Source organism: Micromonospora sp. NRRL B-16802 (assembly GCF_001279555.1).
Taxonomy (GTDB): Bacteria; Actinomycetota; Actinomycetes; order Mycobacteriales; family Micromonosporaceae; genus Micromonospora; species Micromonospora profundi.
This window is the reverse complement of record NZ_LGEB01000024.1, coordinates 95,193-122,135: the sequence shown is the minus strand read 5'-3', so window position 1 is coordinate 122,135 and position 26,943 is coordinate 95,193. Positions and strand designations below refer to the sequence as shown.

22 protein-coding genes and 1 riboswitch are annotated in these 26,943 nt (G+C 71.9%); of the genes, 9 read left to right on the top strand and 13 right to left on the bottom strand.

What is annotated here, in order from left to right; genetic code table 11:
* Positions 1-37: 37 nt before the first annotated feature.
* Positions 38-2,074 carry a glycosyl hydrolase family 28-related protein gene (locus tag ADK66_RS05340; RefSeq protein ID WP_082377237.1) on the bottom strand — a complete coding sequence of 679 codons (2,037 nt, stop codon included), beginning with the start codon at positions 2,072-2,074 and terminating at the stop codon, positions 38-40.
* A 212-nt stretch (positions 2,075-2,286) separates the two neighbouring features.
* On the opposite strand from ADK66_RS05340, the gene ADK66_RS05335 reads away from it, so the two are divergent.
* Positions 2,287-3,381 carry a PIN domain-containing protein gene (locus ADK66_RS05335; protein WP_053652763.1) on the top strand — a complete coding sequence of 365 codons (1,095 nt, stop codon included), beginning with the start codon at positions 2,287-2,289 and terminating at the stop codon, positions 3,379-3,381.
* A 123-nt stretch (positions 3,382-3,504) separates the two neighbouring features.
* Positions 3,505-3,726, top strand: a complete 222-nt coding sequence (locus tag ADK66_RS05330; protein WP_030335934.1) for a hypothetical protein — start codon at positions 3,505-3,507, stop codon at positions 3,724-3,726.
* A gap of 116 nt (positions 3,727-3,842) precedes the next feature.
* On the opposite strand, the gene ADK66_RS05325 is transcribed toward ADK66_RS05330, so the two are convergent.
* The 3 genes from ADK66_RS05325 to ADK66_RS05315 form a co-directional block, all read right to left on the bottom strand.
* Positions 3,843-4,904: a Gfo/Idh/MocA family oxidoreductase gene (locus tag ADK66_RS05325; protein WP_053652762.1), complete on the bottom strand. Its 1,062-nt coding sequence runs from the start codon at positions 4,902-4,904 to the stop codon at positions 3,843-3,845.
* A gap of 95 nt (positions 4,905-4,999) precedes the next feature.
* Entirely contained in the window at positions 5,000-5,665 is a 666-nt protein-coding gene (locus tag ADK66_RS05320) for a response regulator transcription factor (protein ID WP_053652761.1), read from the bottom strand.
* The gene (locus tag ADK66_RS05315) at positions 5,653-6,966 is read right to left on the bottom strand and encodes a sensor histidine kinase (RefSeq protein WP_053652760.1); all 1,314 of its coding nucleotides are present in this window, start codon (positions 6,964-6,966) and stop codon (positions 5,653-5,655) included. The genes ADK66_RS05320 and ADK66_RS05315 overlap by 13 nt, the downstream gene beginning before the upstream one ends.
* A 242-nt stretch (positions 6,967-7,208) precedes the next feature.
* Between ADK66_RS05315 and ADK66_RS05310 the strand changes: the two genes are divergently transcribed.
* From ADK66_RS05310 to ADK66_RS05300, 3 genes are all read left to right on the top strand, one after another.
* Positions 7,209-8,843, top strand: a complete 1,635-nt coding sequence (locus ADK66_RS05310) for an MFS transporter (protein WP_082377235.1) — start codon at positions 7,209-7,211, stop codon at positions 8,841-8,843.
* A 52-nt stretch (positions 8,844-8,895) separates the two neighbouring features.
* A complete protein-coding gene (locus ADK66_RS05305) occupies positions 8,896-9,657 on the top strand; it encodes a TetR/AcrR family transcriptional regulator (RefSeq protein WP_053652759.1) in 762 nt (253 codons plus the stop codon).
* A 77-nt stretch (positions 9,658-9,734) separates the two neighbouring features.
* Positions 9,735-10,922, top strand: a complete 1,188-nt coding sequence (locus ADK66_RS05300) for a low temperature requirement protein A (protein ID WP_053652758.1) — start codon at positions 9,735-9,737, stop codon at positions 10,920-10,922.
* Between the two features lie 62 nt (positions 10,923-10,984).
* Here the strand turns inward: ADK66_RS05300 and ADK66_RS05295 are convergent, their stop codons facing one another.
* The 3 genes from ADK66_RS05295 to ADK66_RS05285 all read right to left on the bottom strand — a co-directional run bounded on the left by ADK66_RS05295 (position 10,985) and on the right by ADK66_RS05285 (position 13,069).
* Positions 10,985-11,380: a hypothetical protein gene (locus ADK66_RS05295; protein WP_053652757.1), complete on the bottom strand. Its 396-nt coding sequence runs from the start codon at positions 11,378-11,380 to the stop codon at positions 10,985-10,987.
* Positions 11,377-11,826 (bottom strand): hypothetical protein, encoded by a 450-nt coding sequence (locus ADK66_RS31285; protein ID WP_157552253.1) that lies wholly within the window; start codon positions 11,824-11,826, stop codon positions 11,377-11,379. Before ADK66_RS31285 ends, ADK66_RS05295 begins: the two co-directional genes overlap by 4 nt.
* A 364-nt stretch (positions 11,827-12,190) precedes the next feature.
* A complete protein-coding gene (locus ADK66_RS05285) occupies positions 12,191-13,069 on the bottom strand; it encodes an alpha/beta fold hydrolase (RefSeq protein WP_053652756.1) in 879 nt (292 codons plus the stop codon).
* A gap of 152 nt (positions 13,070-13,221) precedes the next feature.
* On the opposite strand from ADK66_RS05285, the gene ADK66_RS05280 reads away from it, so the two are divergent.
* Both ADK66_RS05280 and ADK66_RS05275 read left to right on the top strand, forming a co-directional pair.
* On the top strand, positions 13,222-16,722 hold the full coding sequence (locus tag ADK66_RS05280) for a BTAD domain-containing putative transcriptional regulator (protein ID WP_082377234.1): 3,501 nt from the start codon (positions 13,222-13,224) through the stop codon (positions 16,720-16,722).
* 329 nt (positions 16,723-17,051) lie between these two features.
* A complete protein-coding gene (locus ADK66_RS05275) occupies positions 17,052-18,629 on the top strand; it encodes a Na+/H+ antiporter (RefSeq protein WP_082377233.1) in 1,578 nt (525 codons plus the stop codon).
* 45 nt (positions 18,630-18,674) lie between these two features.
* Here ADK66_RS05275 and ADK66_RS05270 read toward each other — a convergent pair whose 3' ends face one another.
* The 4 genes from ADK66_RS05270 to ADK66_RS05255 form a co-directional block, all read right to left on the bottom strand.
* Positions 18,675-19,412 carry an amino acid ABC transporter ATP-binding protein gene (locus tag ADK66_RS05270; RefSeq protein WP_082377243.1) on the bottom strand — a complete coding sequence of 246 codons (738 nt, stop codon included), beginning with the start codon at positions 19,410-19,412 and terminating at the stop codon, positions 18,675-18,677.
* 2 nt (positions 19,413-19,414) lie between these two features.
* Entirely contained in the window at positions 19,415-20,191 is a 777-nt protein-coding gene (locus ADK66_RS05265; RefSeq protein WP_053652754.1) for an amino acid ABC transporter permease, read from the bottom strand.
* Positions 20,192-20,236: 45 nt separating this feature from the next.
* A complete protein-coding gene (locus ADK66_RS05260; protein WP_053652753.1) occupies positions 20,237-21,109 on the bottom strand; it encodes an ABC transporter substrate-binding protein in 873 nt (290 codons plus the stop codon).
* Positions 21,110-21,389: 280 nt separating this feature from the next.
* A riboswitch (SAM riboswitch) is annotated at positions 21,390-21,501 on the bottom strand.
* A gap of 72 nt (positions 21,502-21,573) precedes the next feature.
* Complete coding sequence (locus ADK66_RS05255) at positions 21,574-23,523, bottom strand: hypothetical protein (RefSeq protein WP_053652752.1); 1,950 nt, start codon at positions 23,521-23,523, stop codon at positions 21,574-21,576.
* Positions 23,524-23,717: 194 nt separating this feature from the next.
* On the opposite strand from ADK66_RS05255, the gene corA reads away from it, so the two are divergent.
* The gene (gene corA, locus ADK66_RS05250) at positions 23,718-24,839 is read left to right on the top strand and encodes a magnesium/cobalt transporter CorA (protein ID WP_053652751.1); all 1,122 of its coding nucleotides are present in this window, start codon (positions 23,718-23,720) and stop codon (positions 24,837-24,839) included.
* 28 nt (positions 24,840-24,867) lie between these two features.
* On the opposite strand, the gene ADK66_RS05245 is transcribed toward corA, so the two are convergent.
* Positions 24,868-25,059 carry a hypothetical protein gene (locus ADK66_RS05245; protein ID WP_157552249.1) on the bottom strand — a complete coding sequence of 64 codons (192 nt, stop codon included), beginning with the start codon at positions 25,057-25,059 and terminating at the stop codon, positions 24,868-24,870.
* A gap of 297 nt (positions 25,060-25,356) precedes the next feature.
* On the opposite strand from ADK66_RS05245, the gene ADK66_RS05240 reads away from it, so the two are divergent.
* The gene (locus ADK66_RS05240) at positions 25,357-25,866 is read left to right on the top strand and encodes a DinB family protein (protein WP_053652749.1); all 510 of its coding nucleotides are present in this window, start codon (positions 25,357-25,359) and stop codon (positions 25,864-25,866) included.
* A 15-nt stretch (positions 25,867-25,881) separates the two neighbouring features.
* Here ADK66_RS05240 and ADK66_RS05235 read toward each other — a convergent pair whose 3' ends face one another.
* Entirely contained in the window at positions 25,882-26,928 is a 1,047-nt protein-coding gene (locus ADK66_RS05235; protein ID WP_053652748.1) for an NAD(P)-dependent alcohol dehydrogenase, read from the bottom strand.
* Positions 26,929-26,943: the final 15 nt, after the last annotated feature.

Here is a 26,943-nt window from a genome sequence, read left to right as displayed (position 1 = left end):
CGGTGGGCGGCCCGACTTCCCGGGCCGCCCACCGCGTTCACCAACGCGACGGAGGCGGTGGTGGCGAGACCGGTGGCCGGTCGTCGCAGGTGATGGTGTTGGGCAGCAGCCACGGGGCGAGCCAGCCGCCGTCGTTGCCGCCCAGGTCGGTGACTGTGAACTCCGAGCCGGCGGGAGTGAAGTGGAACGACCCGCAGTTGTTGACGCCGACCGCGCCGACGTTGCGGGCGTCCACGTTGGCGAACGACGCCGACCCCGCCGAGCGGGCACTGACAACTGACGTGCCGGTGCCGTCGACCCGGATGTCGCGGAACCGCACGTCGTTGATCGAGTAGAGGTCCTTCACCGGCCAGTCGCTCACCAGCATGATCGCGTTGTACGTGTTGTCGAGGTAGGCGTCACCGGTCACCTCGATGCGCGCGTCGATGCTCCGGTCCAGGGCGAAGATCCAGATGGCGCCCAGCCCGATGTTCCAGTTCAGCTCGTACGCTCCGGCGCGGACGGTGGTGTTGTTGGTGATCCGCAGGTGCCCGGTGAACGGCTCCGCGCCGAAGCGGGCGCCGACGTGGAGGGCGCTGCCCTCGCGGACCGGGTCGGCGACGAGGTTGTGCGACACAGTGGCGTCGGTGCCGCCGTAGATGGCGATGCCGTTGGCGAGCGTGGGGGACTGCACCGTGTTGTGGTCGAACGTGTTCCGCGCGTTGGCTGTCTTGTCCGACCACATCGCCAGGCCGTCGTCGCCGGTGTTGCGGACGAAGTTGTGCGCGACGACCGAGTCGGTCACGCCGGTGTGGAAGTTGAGCGCGTCGGCGATCTGGTCGACGATGATGTTGTTGGTGACGCGCACGTTGCGCATCGGCCCGTCGAACCACACGCCCACCTTCGTGTGGTGCAGGTAGAGCCCGTCGATTGTGGAGTCGCTCATCGCGCCACCGATGGCGTTCACCTGGTCGGTGTCGATGCGTTCCCGTACGTCGCCCTCGATGGCGAAGCCGGAGAGGTGGACGTTGCGGCTGCCACCGTCGGCGGCCTCGCGGCCGTAGAACCCGACGCCTGTGTGCACAGAGCCGTCCGGTGCGGGCGGCGACAGGGCCACCTCGCGGCCCTTGATGATGGTGTGCCAGTTGCCCGCGCCCTCGATTGTGACGTCGTCGACGACGATGTGCCTGTTGACCTGGTAGGTGCCCGGCGGGAGGTACACGGTCAGGTGGGTACGCCTGGCGAACGCGATGGCCCGGTCGAGGGCGTCGGCGGAGTCCCGCCGGCCGGTGGGGTCGGCGCCGAAGGCCAGCACGTTGGCGGCGAGCAGCCGGACGCGGGGCGGCGCGACCAGTTCGGAGTCGAGCAGGTCGATGACGGTCCAGGCGGCGGCGCTGCCGCTCGGCGCGGTGAGCCGGATCGTGTCTCCGGCCCGGTAGGTGCGCCCGAGCAGGAGTCGCTGCTCGTCGTAGAAGTGGGTGGGCCGGAACGGCGTGCTGATGCTCGGGTACGGGGTGGTGGCCGACGGCACGCACTGGCACTCGGTGATCCACCAGTCCGGGTGCAGCAGCCCGGCCCGGGGGTCGTTGGAGAAGGGGTACTGGTTGTACAGCCAGGAGTACTGCGACGTCAGCGTCATGTCGCGCACGTGTTTACCGTTCGCCGAGACGCGCAGGGGTGCTGTGATCCCGCCTCCGGTCGGCGCGTCCGGGATGCTGTACCGCACTGTGATGCCGTTGGCCGCCCTGGGCAGGACGAACTCGACGTACTGGCCGGGAGTGAGCCGGACCGCCCGGCGGCCGGACGCCTCCGCGGGCAGCGTGTAGGCGGACCGGTCGGGGCCGATGACAGTGCCGTTGGTGCGGGCGTTCTCCGCCTCCTGTTCGACGAAGTCAACGTCGGCGCCCCGCCCGGCGACAAGCGCCGGGTCGAGGCCGGCTCGGGTGACCACAGGCGTCGCGGCGGGTGCCGGCGGACCGGCGACGGCGGCAGTGGACCCGCCGGCCGCCAGCACTGTGATGGCGGTCGCGAGGCTGACGGTGGTGATGGTCGGGCGGCCTGGGCGACCCCGCGCCCGCATCGAGTTCCGGAACATCGGTGCCACTCCTTCGTGGATGGTGGTGGGGAGGTCCGCCCGGCGCTCCCCCTACGCCCGACATTGATCGTCATCGTGCCAGCACCGACCACTGTGCTGCAAGATGCCTATCCGTAAACGAAAAAAAGCGACAAGATGCTGGTAAGAAATGGACTGTCGCGTTGGGTGGTGGTTGCGCTCCGGCCGCCTCTGCGCGGCGTACGCTGTGCCGCGTGGAGCAAGAAGACCGGATCGCCCTTTTCCTGGACTACGAGAACCTCGCGCTGGGCGCCCGCGACCATCGTGGCGGCGCGGCCTTCGACTTCCGGCCGATCGCCGACGCGCTTGCCGAGCGGGGACGGGTGGTGGTGCGCCGGGCGTACGCCGACTGGTCGTTCTTCGACGAGGACCGCCGGATGCTCACCCGGTCCCACGTGGAGCTGATCGAGATCCCGCAGCGCATGGGCGCCTCCCGCAAGAACGCGGCAGACATCAAGATGGCAGTGGACGCGATCGAGTTGGCCTTCGAGCGCGACTACATCTCGACGTTCGTCATCTGTAGCGGTGACAGCGACTTCACCCCGTTGGTGCACAAGCTCCGCGAGCTGAACAAGAAGGTCATCGGTGTCGGGGTCGAGGGGTCGACCTCGGCGCTGCTGCCTCCGGCGTGCGACGAGTTCCTCTACTACGACCGGCTGGAGGGCGTGGACATCCCGCCGACCGCCAGCAGGCGGGGCCGTCCGGCCCGACAGCCGGGCCCGGGTCAGCGACCGCCCGAGCCGGAGCAGGAGGAGCGGGAGCAGGAGCCCGAGGGTCGGCCGGCGGGGGAGGAGCCCGGTCGGGACGTCGACGCCCTGGCCGTGCTGGTGGCCCAGACGGTGGCCGGGTTGCAGGGCAGCGCCAGCGGCGAGGTGACCGCATCCCGGCTCAAGCGGACCCTGCTGCGCAAGGACCCGACCTTCAGCGAGTCCGACTACGGCTTCCGTACCTTCGGGGAACTGCTGCGCCACCTTGCCGGGCACAACGTGGTCGACCTGGCCGAGGGGCCCGCCAAGGGTGACCCCGAGGTCTCGCTGCCCGAGCACGGCGACCGGGAGGTGGCCTTCGGTCTGCTCCGGTCCGTGGTGGGCGACCTCGGCAGCGCCGGCAATCCGGTGGCGCTGTCCGGTCTGAAGAACCAACTGCGTCGGGCCCGGCCGGACTTCAGCGAGAAGAAGCTGGGGTACCGCAGCTTCCTCCAGTTCTGCAAGGCCGCCGCGACCGGTGGCGTAGTCGATCTGAGGTGGAGCCCGGAGGCGGACGACTACCTGCTCACCGCGCAGGGTTGACGGCCGTCGAAGGTTGCTAACCGTTAACACTGGTCTCGATTTGCGCCTGAATTGCGGCTATTGCCCTGGTCCGGGCGCACCTGCGCCGTACCCTCCGCGCAAAAATTGCTATACGGTCGGCGAATGAAGGTCGAGGAGCATTGGTGGAACGGAGACACGACCCCGCGCGGGCGCCGGGACGTGTACATCCGTACTGATGGGCAGGGTTGGGAGGTCCGCGCCCAGATCGGTGGGGCGTCGGGTCGTGAGCGGGTGCAGCAGTGCCCCAGCCGGGCCTCGGCGGCCATCCTCGCCGACGCCTGGCGCGGCACCCATCCATCCTGGCGCGAGCTGAAGCAGCGCTGATCCGGCACCGGGCCGGGCCGGCAACGCTCCTGGGCTCCCCGCCCGGCGCGCTCACCGGCCGGCCCGGTGTACACGTCAAACCGCCGGCACCCCCGCCGGCCAGGCTCGGCAATCGGTCAGGCGATCGGGACCGGTAGCACCACGCCTTCGGCCGCTGACCGGTGAGCCAGCTCGATCAGTTCGACGGTGGCCACCGAATCCCGCGGGTCCACAGGCATCGGCGTACCCTCGCGCAACGCCGTTGTCACCTGCGCGTAGAAGCTCTGGTACGCCCCCGGCTCGGTCGGCACCGGGCGTAGATCTCCGTCGACGCCGAGCAGGCCGTACCGCTCCGGCGGGACCTCGCCCCAGCCCGGCTGGTCCGGTCGGCCGCCCTCGTGCAACGCCGCCTCCTGCACGTCGAGGCCGTACGTGGTGTAGCCGGCCCGGTCGCCCAGCAGCCGCAGCCGGGGCCCGAGCTGAGCGGTCATCGCACCCATCCACAGGTGCGAGCGCACCCCGTTGGCGTGGGTCAACGCCACGAAGGCGTCGTCGTCGACAGCCGCGCCCGCACGCCGACGGTCCACCTCCGCGTAGACGCGCTCGACCCGGCCGAACAGCTGCACCGCCTGGTCGACGAGGTGCGCGCCCAGGTCGAAGAGGGCGCCGCCAGCCTCCTCGGGGCCGGCGAGCTCCCGCCAGCCTGGCTTGATCGTCGGCCGGAACCGCTCGAACCGGGACTCGAAGCGCAGTACCCGCCCCAACTCGCCCCGCTCCACCAGCTGCCGGGCGGTCAGGAAGTCGCCGTCCCAGCGCCGGTTCTGGAACACCGTCAGCGGCACGCCACGCTCGGCGGCGTCGTCGACAAGCGCGCGGCTCTCGGCGGAGGTCGGTGCGAGCGGCTTGTCCACGACGGTCGGCAGACCGGCGGCCAGCGCAGCCCGGGCCATCGGCACGTGCTGCCGGTTCGGCGTCGCCACCACGACCAGGTCCAGAGCCTCGGGTGTACGCCACAGCGCGTCGGCGTCGTCGACCAGCCGGGCGTCCGGGAAGTGCTGCCGTGCGTGCTCGCGCCGCTGCGGGTCGCGGGTCACGATGGCGTCGAGTCGCAGCCCCGGCGTCGCGGCGATCAGCGGCGCGTGGAACACCCGACCCGCCAGCCCGTACCCCAGCAGACCGACCCGCAACGCCTCCGACATGCCGTGCTCCTCCCCGGCCCGCGCCCGGGTGGCGGCGGCACCGGCTGTCGAATCTACGCCCCGACGCAGCCGGCCTGATCTAGACCCGGTGCTGGTCAGCCGGCCGGGTCGGCGCGCAGATAGGTGAGAACGGCGAGCACCCGGCGGTTGGTGTCGTCGCTGGGCGGCAGGTCGAGCTTCAGCAGGATGTTGCCGACATGCTTGCCGACCGCCGCCTCGGTGACGTGCAGCCGGGCGGCGATCGAGGCGTTGGACCGGCCCTCGGCCAGCAGCGCCAGCACCTCGCGTTCCCGGGCGGAGAGGGCGCGCAGCGGGTCGCGCGGGCGGTGCAGCAGTTGCCGCACCACGTCCGGGTCGATGGCGGTGCCGCCAGCGGTGACCCGCCGCAGAGTGTCGACGAACTCGGTGACCTCAGCCACCCGGTCCTTGAGCAGGTAGCCCACCCGCTGGCCGTCGCCGCTGTCCAGCAGCGCCGCCGCGTACCCGGTCTGCACGTACTGGCTCAGGACCACCACCGGGAGCCGGGGTCGCTCGGCGCGCAGCGCGACGGCCACGCGCAGCCCGTCGTCGCGCCGGTCCGGTGGCATCCGGATGTCGGTGAGCACCAGATCCGGCTGGTGCGTACGGGCCGCGTCAAGCAACTCGGGCGCGGAGCCGACGGCGGCGCACACAGTGAAGTCGAAGCGGGTGAGCAGCGCGACCAGGCCCTCCCGCAACAGCACCTCGTCCTCGGCGAGCACCACCCGGGTCACCGCGGCCATGGCAGCTCCACCCGGACCAGGGTAGGCCCATCGGGCGGGCTGGCCAGCAGCAGCCGCCCATCGGCGGCGGCGACCCGATCGGCGAGACCTGTCAGTCCGGTGCCCCGGGACGGGTCGGCGCCGCCGCGCCCGTCGTCGGACACCTCGACGACGAGATCGCCGCCGGTACGGCTGAGGCGTACCTCCGCGCGGGTCGCCCCGGCGTGCCGGACCACGTTGCCAAGCGCCTCGGACACCACGAAGAAGGCGGTTGTCTCGACGATCTCCGGCAACTCGCCGTCCAGGTCGGCGGAGACGGTGACCGCGACGGGGGCTGCATCGGCAAGCTCCCGGACGGCGCCGGCAAGGCCCAGGTCGGTGAGGCTCTGCGGCCGGATGCCGTGCACCAACTGCCGGAGCATCACCATCAGGCCCCGCGCCTGGTCGTGCGCGACCGCGAGGGGCCGGGCGGCGGGGGAGTCCTCTCCCACGTCCAGCCGGGCCAGGCCCAACTGGAGCGTGAGGCTCGTCAGCCGGGGTTGCGCGCCGTCGTGCAGGTCACGCTCGATCCGGCGCCGTTCCGCCTCGTACGCGCTGACCAGCCGGGTCCGGGACCGGGCGACCTCGCGCAGCGCCGCCGCGTCGACCGGCCGGGCCAGCGTCCACCGCACCACCGCTGCCTGGCCGGCGGCGAGCAGCCCGGCCGCGTACCAGAGCACCGGAACGAGCAGCACGCCCACTATCGCGTACGGGACGGCCTCGCCCGCGGTGTCGACAGTGCCCCAGACGACGATGACCTGTGCGGCGTCGCCGGGTTCCGACGTGCTGTTGAACGCCAGCCACGGGCTCGCGATCAACCCGATGTCGAGGAGCACCAGCAGCAGGAACACCCAGTACGCGATCGGCGCGATCCCGCCGAGGCAGAACAGGTACGCCACCTCGCGCCAGCCGGCCGCGCTGCGGTAGCGGGCGGCCAGGCCGGTCCACCGCGGCACCGGCAGAGGACGGCCGTCCACGAGGCCGAGCCGCCAGCGTTCGACGACGGCGACCGGGAAGCTCACGATCGGCGCGAGCGCCAGCACTGTGAGACTGCCGACGGCCAGGAACAGCATGAGGGGGAGGTCCGGCGGTCGGCCGTGCTGCCGGAACGCGTTGAGAGCGGCCAGCAGTGGCGCGCCGATGACGAGAAGCCCGATGGCGAGCACGCCGGCGATCGGCACGGTGCTGACGAGGTAGGCCAGAGCCCGCCACGGCCAGGCGGAGATCAACCAGTCGCGGCGGCGCAGCGCCTCGGCCAGGTGACGAGGGTGTTCCGGGGTCATGCCGCAGACGCTATTCGCCGACGGCCCGGCACCCCAGCCGTCCAGGCCCCCTTCCGGGGTATGCCCAGCCCTACCTGTGCCACCCGCCGTCGATCCGGACGCTCACGAGGTGTGGCATGACCGCAAACGGGAAGGAGATGCCGTCACGCGACAGGTGTGACCTCAGGTCCCGGCTGGAGAGACATGGGTGCAGGAATGTCCGTGGTGGTCGGCGGTGGGCGCCGGCCGCGCGCGGACGGGCGGTGGTGACGGCGGCGGCCGGACCCGCTGACCGTCCGACCTCCGCCTGGGCGCCGCTGCGTACCGCGGCCTACCGCAATCTCTGGCTGGCCCTGCTCGCCGCCAACGTCGGCACCTGGATGCAGACCGTCGGCGCGCAGTGGCTGCTCATCCACCAGGCCAACGCGTCCACGCTTGTCGCGCTGGTCCAGACCGCCAGCCTGCTGCCGGTGCTCCTGCTGGCGCTGCCCGCCGGGGTGCTGGCCGACAGCTTCGACCGTCGGCATCTGTTGATCTCCGTGCAGCTGTTCCTGGTCGCGGTGGCGGCGCTGCTGGCAGTGCTCACCCTGACCGACCGGATGCCGCCGGCGCTGCTGCTCACCCTCACCTTCGCGTTCGGGGTCGGGCAGGCGCTGACCCTGCCGGCCTGGGCGGCGGTGATTCCGGAGCTGGTGCCGCAGGAGCACCTGCGCTCGGCGTCGGCACTCGGCTCGATAAGCGTGAACGCCGCACGGGCCGTCGGGCCGGCACTGGCCGGCGTGCTCATCGCCCGGACCGGCGTCGCCCCGGTGTTCGCGCTGAACGCTGTGGCGTTCGGCATCTTCGCGTACGCGTTGTGGCGCTGGCGGCCCGGCAACACCCGCGCCGTCGAGGTTCCCGAGCGGTTCACCGCAGCGCTGCGCGCCGGCAGCCGCTTCGTACGTCACTCACCGACAGTGCGCCGGCTGCTGCGCCGTTCCATGGTCTTCGTCGTCCCGGCCAGCTCGTTGTGGGCGTTGCTGCCGCTCGTGGCGGACCGGCGCCTGGGGTTGGGCTCCGGTGGGTACGGGCTGCTGCTGGCCGCCCTCGGGATCGGCGCGGTGGGAGGTGGCTTCCTGCTGTCAGTGATCCGCGCCCGGCTGTCGGCCAACCATCTGCTGCTGATCTCCGGAGCGCTGTTCACCATCGCTCTGACAGTTGTCGGCACGGTACGGGTGGTGCCGCTGGTGCTCGTCGCCCTGCTACCCGCCGGGATGGCCTGGGTGACCGTGCTTGCCAACATCAACGCCGAGATGCAGCTCTTCCTGCCCAGCTGGGTACGAGCCCGAGGGCTGGCCGTCTACCAGATCTTCTTCGCCGGCGGGCAGGCGGCCGGCGCCCTTGTCTGGGGTCTGGTCGCTGACCTGGGCGGACTGGTGCTCGCCTATCTGGCGGCGGCCGCGGTCATGCTGATCGGCACCGTGACGAGTCGGCTCTGGCCGTTGCCGGACCTGCGTACTGGCAACCGGGAGCCGGCTGTCTACTGGCCGCAACTGAACCTGGTGTACGAGCCGGATCCGGGCGTCGGGCCGGTGCTGGTGACCGTGCAGTACACGGTGCGGCCGGAACGGACGCAGGCGTTCCTCACGGCGATGGACATGGTGCGCGGTGCCCGGCAGCGGACCGGCGCGATGCGATGGGGGCTGTTCCGGCCGGCCGAGACGGCGGACCGGTTCGTCGAGGTGTACCTGGTGCCGTCCTGGGGCGAGCACCTGCGCCAGCACGGCGGCCGGTTGACAGGCGAGGACCGTGCTGCCGAGCGGCGGGTCCAGGACCTGACCGAGGGCGCACCGGAGATCCTCCACCTGGTGCCGGCAGCCGCCGGCCCGACAATGACCGACGATCGGGAAGGCGTCTGACCCGGATCCGGGCGTCGTACGGCGTACGGCCGCGTTGTTAGGATTGCCGACCATGGCGAGTCAGCGTAAGGCGAGCGCGGACCCGGCCCGCAGCCTGGCCATCCTGTGGCGCACCCGGGAGCCGACCAGTCGCAGCGCCGGCCAGGGGCTCAGCGTCGACCGGATCGTCCGCGCCGCGATGGACATCGCCGACACCGAGGGCCTGGACGCGCTGACCATGCGCAGGGTCGGTGAGGCGCTCGGCGTCGGCACCATGTCGGTCTACACGTACGTGCCGGGCAAGACCGAACTCGTCGACGTCATGATCGACACCGCCTACGGCGAGATGCCCCGCACCGCTGTCGACGGCGACTGGCGGGCCCGGCTGGAGCGGATCGCCCGCGACAACCTCGCGCTCTACAAGCGCCATCCGTGGATGCTGCGGGCCGAGACGACCCGGCCGGTGCTGGGCCCGCACACGATCGCCAAGTACGACCACGAACTCGGCGCGGTCGCCGACATCGGTCTCACCGATGTGGAGATGGACGCGGTGCTCACCCTCGTCCTCGGGCACGTCAAGAGCGCCGCCCGCGCCGCGTCGGAGGTGCTCGACCTGGAGCGGGAGACCGGCATGACCGACGGCCAGTGGTGGCAGTCGCACGCGCCGTGGCTGGAGACGTTCCTGACCGCCGACAGGTTCCCGACCGCGTCCCGGGTCGGCACGGCGGCCGGGCAGCAGCACGGCGCCGCGTACGGCCCGGAGTACGCCTTCGAGTTCGGCCTGCAACGGGTCCTCGACGGGATCTCGGTGGTGGTCGCCGAGCGGTCCCGCTAGCGAATCGACCCGGGCACCTCGGCGCGGGTGGTACGACTGGGGCGGCGACTGCGGCTGCGTGCCCGGGGGGACAGCGAATGACGAGTGGGCTTCCGGGACGGCTGTTGCAACGGCGGGAGAACCCCCGCCGTACGTCGTTCCTGGAGTTGTTCTTCGACCTGACCGTCATCTTCGCGCTGACCCGGCTCTCCCGGGCGTTCCTGCACGACCTCAGCATCCTCGGCGGCTTCCAGGTGCTGGTGCTGCTGGCGGCGATCTGGTGGGTGTGGTTCGTGACAGCCTGGTCGGCCGACTGGTTCGACCCGCGCGCCCCGCTTATCGTCGCCCTGCTGCTCTGGGTGATGTTCGGTGGCCTGCTGATGGCCGCCGCCGTGCCCACAGCATTCGACGAGCACGCACTCGTGTTCGCCGTCGCTTACGTCGCCATCCACCTGGGCCGGGCAGCGCTGCTGCTCCCCGCCCTGCGCGGGCACCCGTTGCAGGTGCGGACGGCGCGGGTGGCGATCTGGTTCGCGGTCTCCGGGGTGCTCTGGATCGTCGGTGCCGCCCTCGCCCCGGTGCGGGAGCTGCTCTGGGCGCTCGCCCTGGTGATGGAGTACGGCCTGGCGCGGCTCGGCTGGCCGACGCCGAGGCTCGGCCGCAGCTCGTGGCCGGACCTCCAGGTGAACGGTGGACACCTCTCCGAGCGCTATCAGCAGATCTTCATCATCGCGCTCGGTGAACTCATCCTGATGGCCGGTGTCACCTACAGCGACGCGGGCTTCGACCACGAGCGCACCATGGCGTTCGTCCTGGCGTTCGTGACGGCGGTGGCCCTGGCCCGCCTCTACCTGGTGCCCGCCGGCGGGCGGGTGGGTGCGGCCATCGAGGCCGCCGGCCCGCCCGGCAGCAAGCTGGCCCTCCTCGCCGGTTACCTGCACCTCGTCATGATCGCCGGCGTGCTTGCGACTTCCGTGGCCATGGAGATGACGATCGAGGACCCGGCGGTGCGCGACCACGGGCACCTGGTCGTGGGCGTCGTCGGGCCGGTCCTGTTCCTGGTCGGCCGGATCCTGCTGTCGATGCTTGTCGACTCCCACCTGCCCTGGGCCCGGCTGATCGGTGTGCCGGCCATCATCGTGGGCGGGTTCGTGAGCATCGGGCTCTCGCAGCTCGCCGCCAGCGCGATCGTCGCCGGGATACTGCTGCTGATCGTCCTGCTCGACGCGATGCCCGCAATGTGGAGGCGGGAGTCCGTCGTCGGAAGTGACGCGGCGCCCGGCTAGCCGGCCGGGCTACCAGCCCGCGTCGGCCAGCGATCGGGCAGCCACGCCGGAAGCCGGGAAGCTCAGGAGTCTTCGGGCTGCCGGTCGGACTCCGCTACGACCGCCCGGACTTTGCGCAGGGTGGCGTCGGGCGCACGGATCGCCGTCCGCCACCGGTCCAGTGTGCGGGTGAGGACCCGGACGACGAACTGCAACTGGTTGACCTGCTCGCGCAGCAGTCCCAGCTCCGATCTGGCGCTTATCGCCTGACCCTCCAACTCCGTGATCCGCGACTGTAGTGGCTGCACGAGGGTCAGGGCGGCCTCGGTGAGGGTGTCGGCCGCGTCGGCCTTGAACTTGCCGCGCTGCACAACGACTGTGGCGATGGCGGCCAGGCCGGTGCTCCCGCCGAGGATGCCGAGCAGGCTGATCAGCACCTGTACCCAGCCCGGCGCCTCGGGGGTCGGTGCTGAGATCACGTGACACCTCCCACGACCCGCCGGTGGGTCGTGCACTGGTGGCCGTAGGCCAGGCAGCGCAGGTCGTTGGCGATCTGGGCGGCCCGCCAGAACGACCCCGCAGGCACCGCGCTGATCAGCGACGCCGCGACGACGCCCTGCTGGCCCGACACCGCCACCAGCGCCACTGCGTACATGCCGGTGATGGTGCCGAGCACCAGAACGGATGCGAACTCGATGCCGAGGCCGGTGGAGAGACGACCGGGCCACAGGATGCCCAACAGCCCGGCCACCCCGACGACGATCAGGGAGACCTCCCAGCCGAGCTGGATGGGTTCGGGCATTGACAGTTGGACGGACGGTGGTCGGGCGTCGAGCGTCATCAGCAGGACACCGCAGATGGACGTCGTGATCAGAGCGGCCACCTCGAACGGCTGGTGCTTGGCCCGGACTCGCAGAATTCCCACGGCAACTCCCTGGTCGAAGGACCGTGGTCACCCGCCGCCCGCCGGGGGATGTGCCGTGCTGCTGGTCCCGCGTTCGCGGCGCGGTCCGTCGGCGGCCTTCGTCCAGGCGGTGCGTGTGGACGGTCGATGGTCGAGGAGGTGAGCGACTCGCCGTCGTTGGCTGGCCGGTATCTGCCTGTGTATCACCGGCGGGCGGTTCGCGTCCACTTGCGTAACGTCGTGTATCCGCAGGTCAGATGGGGTGCCGAAGGGCTCCGGCCGGGCTGCGCGCAGCGTGGCAGGGGGAGGGCCGGCGAACCGGCCACCTCCCTTCCATAACTATACGTGTCGGGAATCTAACTGAAAGTCATGGGCGGTTGTCGATCTATCGCCGCAGCAGGGCGCGCAGCGCCCGGACCACCTCGGCCGGCGCCTCCTCGGCCATGAAATGCCCGCAGGTGACGGTCTGGTGCTCCAGATCCTGCGCCCAGGCCCGCCACACCTTTGCCGCGTCGTAGCCCAGTGCGGCACCCCAGTCCTGCTGGAGGACCGTCACCGGCATCCGCAGCTGGTTGCCAGCCGCCCGGTCGGCGGTGTCGTGGGCGACGTCGACCGCGGCGGACGCCCGATAGTCGGCCACGATCGAGGGAACCGCCTCCCGGGAAGCGCGCAGGTACGCGGCCCGTACGTCGGCGGGGATCGCCTCCGGATCGCGTGCCCACAGGTCCAGGAAGTAGCCGAAGAATGCGTCCGGGCTGCCGCCGATCATCTGCTCGGGCAGGCCCTGCGGCTGCGCCATCAGGTACAGGTGGAACGCCACGGCCGCCGAGACGCCGTGCAGCACGTCCCACATGTCCAGGGTGGGCAGGATGTCGAGCAGGGCGAGTCGGCTGACGGCCGCCGGATGGTCCAGGCCCGTCCGGAACGCGACAAGGGCACCCCGATCATGGCCGGCCAGCGCGAAGCGTTCGTGACCGAGCGCGCCGGCCAGCGCCACGATGTCCGCCGCCATGGTGCGCTTGGCGTACGCCTCGCCGTCGGTGTCCACGGGCTTGTCGCTGTCGCCGTACCCGCGCAGGTCGGGGCAGATGACAGTGTGGTCGGCGGCCAGGTCGGCCGCGACGTGGCGCCACATGAGATGGGTCTGCGGGAAACCGTGCAGCAGCACGATCGCCGGCCCGGAGCCGCCCACGGCGGCGCTGAGCGTCACGCCGTCGGCGACGGTGATGCGGCGGTAGTCGAAACCGTTGATCCTCGGGTCCACGGGGAACCTTTCTGATGAGCGGGGTCGGCGGTGGCGGGTGCCCGTCGCCGTCGTACCTGATCGAGCCTGGCCGGTGGGCATCAGCGACCGGTCAGCGACGGATCAGTACCGGTCGGCCGAGGTGGCCCGGGACGCCCGCCTAGATTGGTCCTGTGACCAGGCAGCAGGCCGCACCCGAGGCGGTGACCTTCGGCGTGCTCGGGCCGGTGACCGCCACGACGGAAGGTGGCCCGGTCGCGCTCAAGGGGCCTCGGCAGCGCACCGTGCTGGCCCGGCTGCTGATCGCCAGGCGCCGGGTCGTGCCTGTGGAACGCCTCGTCGACGACCTGTGGGAGAGCCCTCCCGACGGCGCGGTGGGTGCCATCCGCACCTTCGTCGCCGACCTGCGGCGGGCGCTGGAGCCGGACCGGCCGCCCCGGCAGCCACCCCGGCTCCTGGTCACCGAACCCACCGGGTACGTGCTGCGGGCCGCCCCGGACGCGGTGGACGCCTGGCGGTTCGAGGCTGCGGTCGGCGAGGCGGGACAGCTGCTCACGGCAGGACTGCCCGCACCCGCCCTGGACGCCGTGGACGCGGCCCTGGAGTTGTGGCGCGGGCCCGCGTACGCCGACTGCGCGGGTGAGATCTGGGCGGCCGCGGAGATCAACCGGCTGGACGAGCTGCGGATGCTCGCCGTCGAGCGACGCGCCGAGGCGCTGCTGGCGCTGGGTCGGCCGGACGAGGCAGCCGCCGACCTGCCCGCCCACCTCGCCAACCATCCGCTGCGGGAGGACGCCTGGCGGTTGCTCGCGGTCGCCAGGTACCGCTCCGGTCGACAGGGCGAGGCGTTGGCCGCTCTGCGCCAGGCGCGCGACGTCCTGGTGGCCGAGTTGGGCCTGGACCCGGGGCCCGAGCTGCGGCAGCTGGAAGCCGACATCCTGGCCCAGGCGCCCCACCTCACCATCGCCAGCACCGCGCCGCCGCCGTCCGGGCGAGTCGGGTCCACGTCGCCGTCCGCGCGAGTCGGCTCGCCGCCGCCACCTGGTCGAGTCGGCTCGGCGCCGCAACGGCCGTTCGTGGGCCGGGACGCGGAACTTCAGCGGCTGCGGGACGCCGCCGAGGCCGTCGGCCGCGCCGGTCGGCCCGCGCTCGCCCTGCTCAGCGGTGACCCGGGCGCCGGCAAGACCGCGCTGGCCGAGGCGTTGACCCGCCGACTCGCCGCCGAGGGCTGGACGACGGCGTGGGGTCGCAGCCCGGAGTACGAGGGCGCCCCGGCGGCCTGGCCGTGGACCCAGATCACCGACGCGCTCACCGGGCCGACGCTGGCGGGGCCGACAGCGCTCACCGGGCCGACGGCGCTGGCCGGGCCGGCCGAAGATGGGTTCGAGGGTGCTGGCGATCCGGCGGTGGCCCGGTTCCGCAGGCACCGCGCGGTGGCGTCGCTGCTCTCGGGCGTCGCCGACCGGAGCTCGCTGCTGCTTGTCCTGGACGACCTGCACCGCGCCGACGGGGACACGCTCGACCTGCTGACCGGGCTGCTCACCGGCCCGCAGCCGGCGACCGGGCCGGTGCTGATCCTCGGCACCTACCGGGCCACCGAGATCAACCCCGAGCTGACCGCCGCGCTGGCCCGCTCCGCAGGCCTGGAACCGGTACGGGAGTACCTGGCCGGCCTGTCCGACGAGGCGACCGGCGAACTGGCCCGTGCCGTCGCCGGGGTGGAGCTGGACCCGCCGACCGTCCGGCTGATCCACCACCGCAGCGGCGGCAACCCGTTCTTCGTACGCGAGCTGGCCCAGCTGTACGCGGGCGAGGGCGCTGTCGCGCTGGCGGCGGTGCCACCGGGAGTGCGCGACGTCATCCGGCACCGCGTCGGGCAGCTGCCCGAACCGACCCGTACCGTGCTGCGGCAGGCGGCCGTGCTGGGCCGCGACCTCGACCCGGAGGTCCTCGGCGCGCTCACTGACGACCCGACGACGGTGCTGGACGCACTGGACCGCGCGTTGCAGGCCGGTTTCCTGACCGAGCGGGAGTCCGACGGGCAGCTACGGTTCACCCACATCCTGGTCCGCGACACCCTCTACGCCGACCTGTCCGCGCCCCGCCGCGCCGCCTGGCACGCCTCGGTGGCCGACGTGCTGCAACAGCGCCAGCCGGTCGACCCGGCCGCGCTCGCGCACCACCTGCTGCGCGCGGGTGGACCGGACGCCGCCCACCGGGCCGCGGGCTACGCGCGTACCGCCGCCGAGCTGGCCGAGCGGGCTGGGAACCCGCACGAGGCGGCCCGGCTGTGGGCGCAGGTCATCGAGGCGTACGACAGGGCTGGTGGGACCGAGCGGCGCGAGCGGCTGAGCGCCGTGCTCGGCCTCGGGCGGGCGCTGGCGGTGACGGGCCGGCTGGCAGAGGCGCGGCGGTACCGGGCCGGAGCGATCGCCGACGCCGAAACCGTCGGCGATCCCCGGCTGACGGCGGCGGTGCTGGCCGGCTTCGACGTACCCGCCATCTGGACCCGCAACGACGACGACCTGCTCTCCGAGCGGATCGTCCGCGCCGCGGAGCACGCCCTGGCCGGTCTGGGCTCGACCGGCTCGGCGCAGCGCAGCCGGCTGCTCAGCACGCTCGCGTTGGAACTACGCGGAAGCACCGGTGACCGTGGTCGCCGGGCCGCCACCGAGGCCGAGACGATCGCCCGGACCGCCGGGGACGCCGGGCTGCTGGCCTTCGCGCTCAACGCGCGCTTCATGCACGCCTTCGACAGGGTCGGGCTGGCCGCCGAGCGGGCGCGGATCGGGGAGCAGCTCATCGACGTTGCCGCCCGGCACCAACTGGTGACCTTCGAGGTGCTGGGCCATCTCGTCCTGGTCCAGGCGTGCTGCGCGCACGCCGACCGGGCCGGTTCCGACGCGCACGCGCGCGCCGCCGACCGCCTCGCCCAGCGGTACGAGCTGCCGCTTGTCGGCGTCTTCACCGGCTGGTACGCCGCGCTGCGCCTCGCCCTGGACGGCGACCGGGCCGCTGCGGCGCACGCGTACCGGGCGGCTGCCGACCGGCTGCCGGCCGACGACATGCCGGGCCTGACCCGTGGGCTGCTCCCGCTCGCGCTGCTCGGCCTGCACCTGGACGCCGCCGCCAGCGCCGATCCGCTGGCTGCCGATCGACCGGCGCGTGCCGATCGACCGGCCGACGTCGGAGGACCGGTTGCCGGGCCGGTGGGTGCGGCGTGGTTGCTCGGTGAGGCCCAGCCGCCCGGTGCGGTGCGGCTCGTCGACGGGGCGCGCCCGGTTTCGGTCCTGGACGCCGAGGACCGGGCCAGCCTGGACTGGGGGCCGCACGAACCGTGGGTCCGACCGCTGCTGCTCGCCGCCGCGGGCGACCGGGACGCGGCCCGCAGCGCGTTGCGGACCCTCTCGGACGGTCCGCACGACCTGCTGCGGGAGACCCGGCTCTGCCTCCTCGCCCAGGCGGCGCTCGCGGTGGACGACAGATCCACCATGGAGTATGTCGCCGCCGCGCTCCGCCCGGCCGCCACCGAACTGGCCGCCGGCAGCGGGATCCTCACCGCCGGCCCGGTAGCGGGTCACCTCGCCGCGCTGGCCGCCGCGCTGGGCCGCCCCGAGGAGGCGGCCGACCACCTCCGTACCGCCCGAGCGGTCACCGCCCGCGCCCGCGCCTGAGCCTGAGCCGTCACCGCCCGCGCCCGCGCCTGAGCCGTCACCGCCCGCGCCCGCGCCTGAGCCGTCGCCGCCCGCGCCTGCGGTGTCGCCGCCGACCCGCTCTGTGCGCGCCGCCGGCATTCACCGTGAGCGTCGCAGCCACCGACACCGGTGACGTGGCGTGCGCGCTGTCGTCGGCCTGACCGGAGCGCCGTCGTCGACCGACAAGGGGTGCTGCCGCGTTCCGGCGGCCGGTCGACTTGCCGGTTCTCGTGGAACCGTCCGGCGGCGTGCGGTCAGATGGAGGCACCGGCGGGTGCCGTCGTCGCCACGGATCGAGGGAGGTACGCGTGGAGGCGCTTGTCCTGATCGTGGTGCTGGGCATGACAGTCCTGATCGGCACCACCCTCGGCGGCCGGTACCGGGTCGCGCCGCCGATCCTGCTCATCGCGTTGGGAGTCCTGCTCGGGCTGACACCGCCGTTTTCCGAGGTGACCCTGGAACCGGACCTGGTGCTGTTGATCTTCCTTCCGGCGATCCTCTACCGGGAGAGCCTCACCATCAGCCTGCGCGAGATCCGGGCCAACCTGCCGGTGATCGGGCTGCTCGCCGTGGTGCTCGTGCTGCTCACCATGGTCACGGTGTCGCTGACCGCGCAGGCGCTCGGGGTGAACCCCGCTGCCGCGTGGGTGCTCGGCGCGGTTCTCGCGCCGACCGATGCCGCCGCGGTCACCGGCCTGGCGAAGCGGTTGCCCCGCAAGCTCCTCACCACCCTGCACGCGGAGAGCCTGATCAACGACGGCACCGCCTTGGTGATCTTCGCGGTGGCCGTGGGTCTGCTCACCGGCGCCGCCGAGCCGGGTGTGCTGGGCATCAGCGAGGAGTTCGTCGGCGCCAGCGCCGGTGGGGTGCTCGCCGGGCTGCTGGTGGGCGGCTTCGTGGTGCTGATTCGCAAACGGCTCGACGATCCGCTGCGCGAGGGCGCGTTGAGCGTGCTGACGCCGTTCGGCGCGTTCCTGCTGGCCGACTCGGTGCACGCCAGCGGTGTGCTCGCGGTGGTCGTCGCCGGCCTGGTCCTCGCCTACGCCGGCCCACGGGTGATCCGCGCCCGCTCCCGCGTGCTGGCCTACGCGTTCTGGGACCTGTCCACGTTCCTCATCAACGGCGGCCTGTTCGTCCTGCTCGGCACCCAGATCCCCCGGGCCGTCCAGGGCATGACCAGCACCTCGCCGCGACGGGCTCTGGTGATCGTGGTGGTGGTCGCCTCGGTCGTGATCGCCACGCGGCTGCTGTTCGTCTACCTGACGAGCGAGTCGGTGTCCCTGCTGCGTCGCCAAATGTCGGACGACGGAAAGTCGGTGTCGACCCGCTGGCGGGTCGGCACCGTCGCCGGCTGGGCCGGGTTCCGGGGAGCCGTCTCGCTGGCTGCGGCCCTGGCCGTCCCGACGGTGACTGTCGCCGGCCGACCGGTGGTCGAACGCGACCTGATCATCTTCGTCACCGCGTTGACCATCGTGTTGATCATGCTGTTGCAGGGCACCACCCTGCCACTTGTGGTGCGCTGGGCGGGGCTGGGCGGTGACCCCGGACGCGACGACGAGTTGCGGCAGGCGCGGTTGCGCGCCACCGAGGTCGGCCTGTCCGCGATGCCCCAGGTCGCCGCGGAGATCGGTGCCGGGGAGGACGCGGTTCGCCGCTTGGAGGCCGAATACCAACGGCACCTGGCGGACGTGAAGGAGGGCGGTGGGGAGACGGCCGAGGAGCGTGACCTGGAACGCCAACTGCGCCTCGGGCTTCTCGCCCACAAGCGGCGCGAGGTCACCCGAATGCGCGACAGGCGGGAGATCGACGACCTCGTGCTGCTTGAGTTGCAGGCCACGCTCGACAACGAGGAGATCCGGCTGCTGGGGCGCGGCCCCGAGGACTGACGCTGCCCTGCGGGGCGCGGCTCAGAGCACCTGGTCGAGCGCGGCTCAGAGCACCTGGTCGAGGAACCGGCGCAGCCGTGGATGCTCGGCCCCCTCGAAGATCCTCTCCGGTGGGCCAGCCTCCAGCACCACGCCCCGGTCCATGAAGGCGACGGTGTCGGCGACCTGCCGGGCGAAGCCCATCTCGTGGGTGACCACCACCATCGTCATTCCGCCGGCGGAGAGGTCGGCCATCACGCCGAGTACGCCCTTCACCAGCTCGGGGTCGAGCGCCGAGGTGGCCTCGTCGAAAAGCATCACCTCGGGGCGCAGGGCCAGCGCCCGGGCGATCGCCACGCGCTGCTGCTGGCCGCCGGAGAGTTGCGTCGGCCGGGCGTCGGCCTTTCCGGCCAACCCGACAAGCTCCAACTGGGCGCGGGCGACCGCGACCGCCTCGTCCTCGCTGAGCTTGCGCAGCCGGCGCAGTGCGAGGGTGATGTTGCGCAGCACGCTCATGTGCGGAAAGAGGTTGAACTGTTGGAAGACCATTCCCACCCGCTGCCGCAGCGCGTCCGGGTCGTCGCCCAGCACGCTGCGCCCGTCCAGCAGCACGTCGCCGCGGTCCGGCTCGATGAGCCGGTTGAGGGTACGCAGCAGAGTGGACTTGCCCGAACCGGAGGGCCCGATCACGCAGGCCGTCGCACCGCGCGGCACTGTCAGGTCGACGCCGCGCAGCACCCGGTTGGGCCCGAAGGCGAGGTGTACGTCCCGCGCGTCGAGGCTGACCGAGGTGGTCGTCGCGATGCTCATCGGCGGTCTCCTTCCGGAATGCCGGCAAGCGCCAGCTCGTCCTCGTCGTCGTCTGGTGGCGCGGTCGCCGGCCGGCCGAGGCGCAGCCGCCGGTCGATCCAGTTGACGATGTGCGTCAGCGGGACTGTCAACGCCAGGTAGAAGAGCCCGGCCAGCAGCAGCGCGGACTGGTTGCCGGTGTTTGCCGCGTAGTCCTGCCCGATCCGGAACAGCTCCCGCTGGCTTGCCACCAGCCCGAGGAAGTAGACAAGGCTGGAGTCCTTGATCAGCGCGATGAGCTGGTTGACCCAGGCGGGCAGGACCCGCCGGATGCCCTGCGGAATGATCACCAGCCGCATCGAGTCGGCCCAGGAGAAGCCGAGCGCGCGAGCGCCCTCCAACTGGGCGGCCTCCACCGACTGAATGCCCGAGCGGAAGATCTCACCGATGTACGCCGACGCGATGAGCGACAGCGCCAGAATGCCCAGCGGGTAGGGGTCGGGCCCCCAGATCTCCATTCCCAGCGGGGCGAGCCCGACGCCGATCAGCAGGATCGTGGCCGCCGCCGGCAACCCGCGGAAGATGTCGGTGTAGACGCGCGCCGGCCAGCGCAGCCACCGGCTGCGGGAGATGCCGGCGACAGCGAGCAGCAGGCCCAGCACGGAGCCGAGCAGGGCGGCGGAGACCGCCAGGATCAGGGTGTTGGGCAGCCCGACGGTCAGCATGTCGGGCAGTGCCTCGCGCATCGACCTCCAGTCGAAGAAGGTCTCCCACAGGGTGCTCAACGGATCCATCGGTCGCCTCTCCTACCGCCCTGCTCGCTCGTCACCGGTACGCCGTCAGGAAGCGGCGGACGCGGACGCAGCAGCCGACGGCACTGCCACCGTGCCGCTGCCCGGCTTGAAGTCCTCCGGAACCGGCCGGCCCGGGTAGTACTGCGCCTGCAACCGGCTCCACGTGCCGTCCGCGATGACCTCGTCGAGGCCCTTGTTCAGCGCCTCGCGCAGCTTGTCGTTGCCCTTGGCCACCGCGTACGCGGTCGGAGAGTTGCTGAGCTGCTTCGCCGCCACGGTGATCTTGCCGTTGCTCTCGGCGGCCAACTTGTCGCCGATCTCCGCGGGGGCGATCCACGCGTCGGCGGTGCCCGCCTTGAGCTGGTTGACCGCGCCGTTGTAGTCCGGCACGCGGACCGGGTCGAGCTTCTGGCCGGTGGCGTAGTCGTCCTGGACGGTGCCCTGCACCACGACGACCCGCTTGCCGGCGAGCTGGTCGAAGCCGGTGATCGGCGAGCCGGCCGGAACGTCCAGACCGAAGTAGCTGAAGTCGTAGCCGTTGCCGAAGTCGACTGTCTTCTTCCGCGCCTCGGTGATGGTGATCGAGGAACTGCCGACGTCGAACTTGCGGTTGTTGACCTGGGACAGCAGCGCGGAGAAGTCGGTGCCGACGAACTCGACCTTCAGGCCGAGCTTGTCGGCGACCGCCGTGAGCAGGTCGTTGTCGAAGCCCGTGAACTTGCCGTCCTTGAGGAACACGTTCGGCGGCGCGTCGGACAGCGTGCCGGCCCGCAGCACGCCGGGCTGCGCCAGGTTGTACGGGTTGGCGGTGGCCTCGGACGAGGAGTCGTCGGAGCCGCAGGCGGTGAGGGCGGTCGCGGCGAGGATCGCGGCGGCACCGACAGCGGCGGCACGGGTCAGGGCAGGAAGGAATCGCACGAGTGTCTCCGAAGGTCGCGTCAGGGGCGGGCGTGGACGTGCGCCGCCCACGGTGCGCCCGATGAGGGCGTACCGCTGGTGTGGTTCCTGGAAAGGGGGAGTGCGCTAGTGCGCTGCGCGGCCGCGACAGGCGGCGCTGCACACCCGCATCATGTCCACGTGCCGTCGCCGGATCAGTACCGGCGTGACCCGACCTGCGCGGAAGTCCGCGCCGTCGGCGTGTGGATCGGTGGTGAGGATGCGCATAGAGGTCTCCCGGGTCTGTGCTGACCTGGGTGCCAGGCCACGCTTGCACCGGCGTCCTGCCGGTGCCTGGTCTTCACCCGGGGCACCCCACCGCGGAGGAGGGTTGCCGGCCAGCAAGCCGGGGCTTCGCGCTGGCACTCATGACCTGCGCCGAGGCTAGCAGCAGACCCCGGCCCGCCGTCCAGCCGATATGACCACGCTCACCGTCCGTTGCCTGGTCAGCCGGCATGCACGTGCGGCCGGCGCGTCGGGTCGGGCTCCTGGCGGCGCAGGATCTCCCTGGTCACCGAGGCGATCTCGCCCTGCCCGAACGCCAGGTAACGCAGGACGTTGCGGGCCGGACCGCCCTCGGTCCACTCGAAGTAGATGTGGGGGCGCCGACCGCTGCGGTCGCGGATCTCCAGCAGCAGGGCGGCCAGCGCATTGGGCACCGACGAACTGGCCAGGCTGAGCACCGGGAAGCGGTCGTGCGCCACACTGCCGCGCACCAGCAGCCCGGTCTCGAAATCCGACGGGTCGGTGACGTGGACCTCGACGAAGACGACATCGCTGTCGTCGGGGAAGTCGTTGTCGGCCATGGTCTGCGCCAGCTTGTCGCGGTACTCCGCCAGGTCGCGCCGCCCCGGCTCGTGGGCGATGAGGCGGATCCGACGCCCGGCACGCTCGGCGACGAACGCCGTCACGAGCGGGTCCAACTCGACCCGGTCGACACGCAACTCGAAGGCCCGCAGCACCCGCGAAAGCGCCGACACCAGGATCATCGCACCGATGAAGCAGGCGGCGATCTTGACGCCGTCGGGGCGTTGCACCACGTTCGCCGCCGTTGTGTAGACGAACACGACGGCGATGACTCCGAACGCGATCATGCGCCCGCGCTGCCCGCGCCGCCGTGCCGCGAGGGTCACCGCCGTCGACGCCGAGGTGATCAGGACCAGAACCCCTGTGGCGTACGCGCCGCCCTGCGCGTCGACGCTGGCCCTGAAGATGATCGTGATGAGGAACGCGACGCCGGTGAACACCAGCACCAACGGCCGGACCGCCCGCGCCCAGGCCGGCGCCATGCCGTACCGGGGCAGATAGCGGGGCACCAGGTTGAGCAGGCCGGCCATCGCCGAGGCGCCCGCGAACCAGAGGATCCCGATCGTCGACAGGTCGTACGCCGTGCCGAAGACCTGGCCGAGATTCTCGTGCGCCAGATAGGCGAGGGCCCGCCCGTTCGCCGGACCACCCGGCTGGAACGCCTCGGGCGGAATCAGCACTGTGGTGGTCACGCTGCTGGTGATCAGGAAGACGCTCATTGTGGCGGCGGCGGTGGTGAGCAGGCGACGCGCGCCCCGGATCCGGCCCAGCGGACGGTCCTCCGAGTCCTGGGGGTCCCCCCGGATGTGCGGCATCACCGCCACGCCGGTCTCGAAGCCAGAGAGGCCCAGCGCCAGCTTCGGAAACACCAGCAGGGACAGCGCGACGACCATCAGTGGGTCGCCGTGCCCGGTGGTCAGGGCTGTGGTCCAGTCCCCGACCGCACTCGGATGGGTCACCACCCGCCACAGCGCGTCGACGATCACCACGGCGTTCAACGTCAGGTAGACAGCGACCAGGACGACGGCGATCCCGACGGCCTCACCGAAGCCCTTGAGGAACACCGCGCCGAGCAGCGCCACGAGCAGCAGCGTGAGCAGCACCTCGTGACCCTTGAGACCACTGGGCCAGAACGGGTTCTCGTCGAGGTGCGCCGTGGCGTCGGCGGCGGACAGGGTGATGGTGATGATGAAGTCGGTGGCCGCGAAACCGAGCAGCACCAGCACGAACAGCTTGCCCGGCCAGTAGCTCAGCAGGCGTACCAGCATCGCGATGGAACCCTCACCGTGCGGGCTGTCCACCGCCACCCGCCGGTAGACCGGCAGCGCGCCCAGCACCGTCACGAGCACCAGCACAAGGGTCGCCACCGGCGAGAGCGCCCCGGCGGCAAGCGCCGCGATGCCCGGCTGGTAGCCGAGCGTCGAGAAGTAGTCGACGCCGGTCAGGCACATCACCTTCCACCACGGGTGGTTCCGTTGCGCCGGTGGGCGGGCGTGCAGACCCTGCGGCACGGGCCGCTCCGACGCGTCGGCGAGCAGCCAGCGTCGCACCCGGTCCGTCCGCCGGCCGGCGCGCCTGTCGACCTCCATCGGCGCTACCCCCGTCCCGCCCATGGTCACCGCGAGTATCCGTCGGCGCACCGCCGCCCGTCCGCCGAAACCGTTGGTCGCCGGGCGTCCGGCGGGCGGCACGCCGGAGGGTTTCGGGCCGCAGGGCCCGGGGAAAGCAGCGCGTCCCGGTGGGGAGGCCGCCGGACGGGCGGCACCGGAAAAGGGAGCGCGTCATGGTCGGCGGCCGTCGGTTTCGCCCGGGCGGTGGTTTCGGCCGCCAACTCGACGAGTACGAGACCCGCGTCGGCGTGCCACCCATGGGGGAGCCGACCACGGAGCCCTCCGGCGGTCTTGTCGACAGCGCCGTCTACGTCCAGGGGCACCGGTTCGCCTCGCCGAACGGTCTCGCCGACACGTACCGCTGCCTCCAGGAGCAGACCGACGCGATGGCCTGGATCGGGTTGTACCGGCCCGACATCGACCAGATCACCTCGCTGGCCCGGGAGTTCCGCCTGCACGACCTGGCGGTCGAGGACGCGATCAACGCCCACCAGCGGCCCAAGCTGGAGCAGTACGGCGACACCCTGTTCGTGGTGCTGCGCGCCGCCCGCTACGACGACATGCGGGAAGAGGTCGAGTTCTCCGAGCTGCACCTGTTCATCGGGCCGGACTTCGTAGTGACCGTCCGGCACGGTGAGGCCCCCGACCTGGCCGCTGTGCGGCGACGGATGGAGGCCGACGCGCCGATGCTCGCCCAGGGGCCCGAGGCGGTCCTGTACGCGGTCCTCGACCAGGTCGTCGACGGGTACGCGCCGGTGGTGGCGGGGCTGGAGAACGACATCGACGAGATCGAGACGCAGGTCTTCGGCGGTGACCCGAACGCCAGCCGGCGCATCTACGGGCTCAGCCGGGAGGTCATCGAGTTCCAGCGGGCGGCCCGACCGCTGCTGGCAATGCTCGGCGCGCTGGCCGGCGGTGACGGCGCCGACGAGGAACTGAGCCGCTACCTGCGGGACGTCACCGACCACCTCACCCAGGTGGTGGAGCGGGTGGACGGTTTCCGGCACCTGCTCCAGAGCATCCTCACCGTCAACGCCACCCTCGTCTCGCAGCAGCAGAACGAGGAGATGCGCAGCCTCACCGCCGCCAGTTACGCGCAGAACGAGGAGCTGAAGAAGGTGTCCTCGTGGGCGGCGATCCTGTTCGCGCCCACGCTTATCGGCACCGTGTACGGCATGAACTTCGTCCACATGCCCGAGCTGCACTGGCGCTTCGGTTACCTGTTCGCGCTGCTGCTCATGCTGCTGGTCTGCGGCACCCTCTACCTGATCTTCAAGCGGCGCGGCTGGCTGTGAGCGCGCTGGCGGCCACCGGGCCGCGCTGTCACTCGATGCCGCGCAGGATGTGCCGCTCGTCCTCGATGTCGTCGTCACCGGCGCCGATCCGGCCGAGCAGCACGGCGGCGGCCCAGATGGTCAGTGGCGTGGCCGCCCCGGTCATGCCGCCGCCGGTCCGGTCGTCCCGGGTCTGGCTCCGCTGGTTGCGCGGTGGCCTGCGCTGAGCCTGCATGGGCACTGCCTCTCCTCGTCGAAGCCGCCCTCGGCGAAGCGGTGTGCTCCCGCGCCACCGGCCGGGCCACCCGCATCCCGGCGGGTCGACACCGGTACGGCATCCACGTCGAACCATCCCACGGCCGGCCACATCCGCACCGCCTGTTTTCGGTTTCCCGACTGTCGCCTGCCAAACCGGACATTACGCACCTAGTCGCTGGTCACCCATGCCGCGGACAGGACCATGATCAACCTGGCGGCCGAGGTTTGGCCGTGGAGTGTCGGCGGTACCTGACCCGCAATCGACAAGGAGACGTGACCTGTGGACGTGAACGACCTTCTGACCGAAACCTACGACCGGCTGCCCGACCTTGTCCGCTCGGCCGTCGACGGGCTCACCCCGGAGCAGCTGCGCTGGACGCCCGCACCGGGCGCCAACTCGATCGGCTGGCTGGTCTGGCACCTGACGCGGGTCCAGGACCATCACGTCGCCCAACTGCTCGACGCCGAGCAGATCTGGGTCAGCGGCGACTGGGCGCAGCGATTCGGCCTGCCCGCCGACCCGGACGACACCGGCTACGGCCACACGCCGGAACAGGTCGCGGGCGTACGCCCGGAGAGCGCGCAGGCCCTCGTCGACTACTACGCGGCCGTCTCGGCGCGTACCGGATCGTTCCTGGCCGGATTGCGACCGGCGGACCTGGACCGGGTGGTCGACGAGGCATGGGACCCGCCGGTCACCCTCGGCGTGCGGCTGGTCAGCATCGCCGAGGACGACCAGCAGCACGCCGGCCAGGCCCACTACGTCCGCGGCCTGCTCGACGCCGGCTGACCGGCGTCCGCCGACTCACGGCACGATCACCGCACGACCCTCGAGCGTCCCCTCGCGCATCTGGCGGTACGCGTCCAGGGCGTCGTCGAGCGCGAACGTGGTGGTCTTCGGCCGGATCAGCCCCTGCGCGCCCAGTTCGAGCACCTCGATCAGCTCGGGCCGGCTGCCCCAGTAGGTGGTCGCGATGCTCACCTCGTAGGGCACCGAGAAGAACGACACCGGCAGGGTCCCCCCGCCGATGCCCACGATCGTCAGGTCGCCAACGGTGCGGGCCACCGCCACGCCGAGCGCCAGTGTGGCGTCCGCGCCCACGAAATCGAGCACCACGTCCGCGCCCCGTCCCCCGGTGGCCGCGCGGATCTCCTCGGCGGCGGTCGGGCCGGAGGTGACGGTCTGGTCGGCGCCGCACTCGTGCGCCAGCCGCAGAGCCTCCGCACGGGTGTCCACGGCGATCACCCGGGCGGCCGTGGTGGCCTTGAGGATCTGCACGCCGACGTGGCCCAGCCCACCGACACCGATGACGACTGCGGTGCTGCCCGGTGGCAGCTTCGGCCACGAGCGCCGGATGGCGTGGTACGGGGTGAGGCCGGCGTCGGTGAGCGGCGCCGCCTCCACCGGATCCAGGCCGTCGGGCAGGGGCACGATGTGCCGCGCGTCCGGCACCAGCTCGTACTCGGCCATGCCGCCGTCCAGGCCGAGCCCGCCACCGCCACCGGGGACCGGAGCGCCGGCCGGATTCTCGCAGTACGGGTCGACGCCGACGCGGCAGCGGGCGCAGGTGCCGCAGCCCCACGGCCCGTACACCGCCACGGGTTGACCGATCGTCAGTCCGGTCACGCCGTCGCCGACGGCATGCACCCACCCCGCGTTCTCGTGGCCCAGGGTGAACGGTGGGTTCCACGGCACCGAACCGGGCTCGAATTCGTCCATGAGGTGCAGGTCGGAGTGGCAGGCGCCAGCAGCGCCGATGCGCACCACCACCTCACCCGTTCCGGGCGTCGGTTCGGGCACCTCCATCAGTTCCGGTTCCGACTTCCACTGCCGTAGCCGCAGCGCACGCATTCCGATACCTCCCAT

Coding starts and splice junctions, on each gene's coding strand:
- ADK66_RS05265 (WP_053652754.1), bottom strand. CDS start 20,191: ATGGATCCGTTGAGCACCCTGTGGGAGACCTTCTTCGACTGGAGGTCG.
- ADK66_RS05255 (WP_053652752.1), bottom strand. CDS start 23,523: ATGGAGGTCGACAGGCGCGCCGGCCGGCGGACGGACCGGGTGCGACGC.
- ADK66_RS05315 (WP_053652760.1), bottom strand. CDS start 6,966: ATGACCCCGGAACACCCTCGTCACCTGGCCGAGGCGCTGCGCCGCCGC.
- ADK66_RS05340 (WP_082377237.1), bottom strand. CDS start 2,074: ATGTTCCGGAACTCGATGCGGGCGCGGGGTCGCCCAGGCCGCCCGACC.
- ADK66_RS05300 (WP_053652758.1), top strand. CDS start 9,735: ATGACGAGTGGGCTTCCGGGACGGCTGTTGCAACGGCGGGAGAACCCC.
- corA (WP_053652751.1), top strand. CDS start 23,718: ATGGTCGGCGGCCGTCGGTTTCGCCCGGGCGGTGGTTTCGGCCGCCAA.
- ADK66_RS05235 (WP_053652748.1), bottom strand. CDS start 26,928: ATGCGTGCGCTGCGGCTACGGCAGTGGAAGTCGGAACCGGAACTGATG.
- ADK66_RS05320 (WP_053652761.1), bottom strand. CDS start 5,665: ATGGCCGCGGTGACCCGGGTGGTGCTCGCCGAGGACGAGGTGCTGTTG.
- ADK66_RS05305 (WP_053652759.1), top strand. CDS start 8,896: ATGGCGAGTCAGCGTAAGGCGAGCGCGGACCCGGCCCGCAGCCTGGCC.
- ADK66_RS05330 (WP_030335934.1), top strand. CDS start 3,505: ATGAAGGTCGAGGAGCATTGGTGGAACGGAGACACGACCCCGCGCGGG.
- ADK66_RS05325 (WP_053652762.1), bottom strand. CDS start 4,904: ATGTCGGAGGCGTTGCGGGTCGGTCTGCTGGGGTACGGGCTGGCGGGT.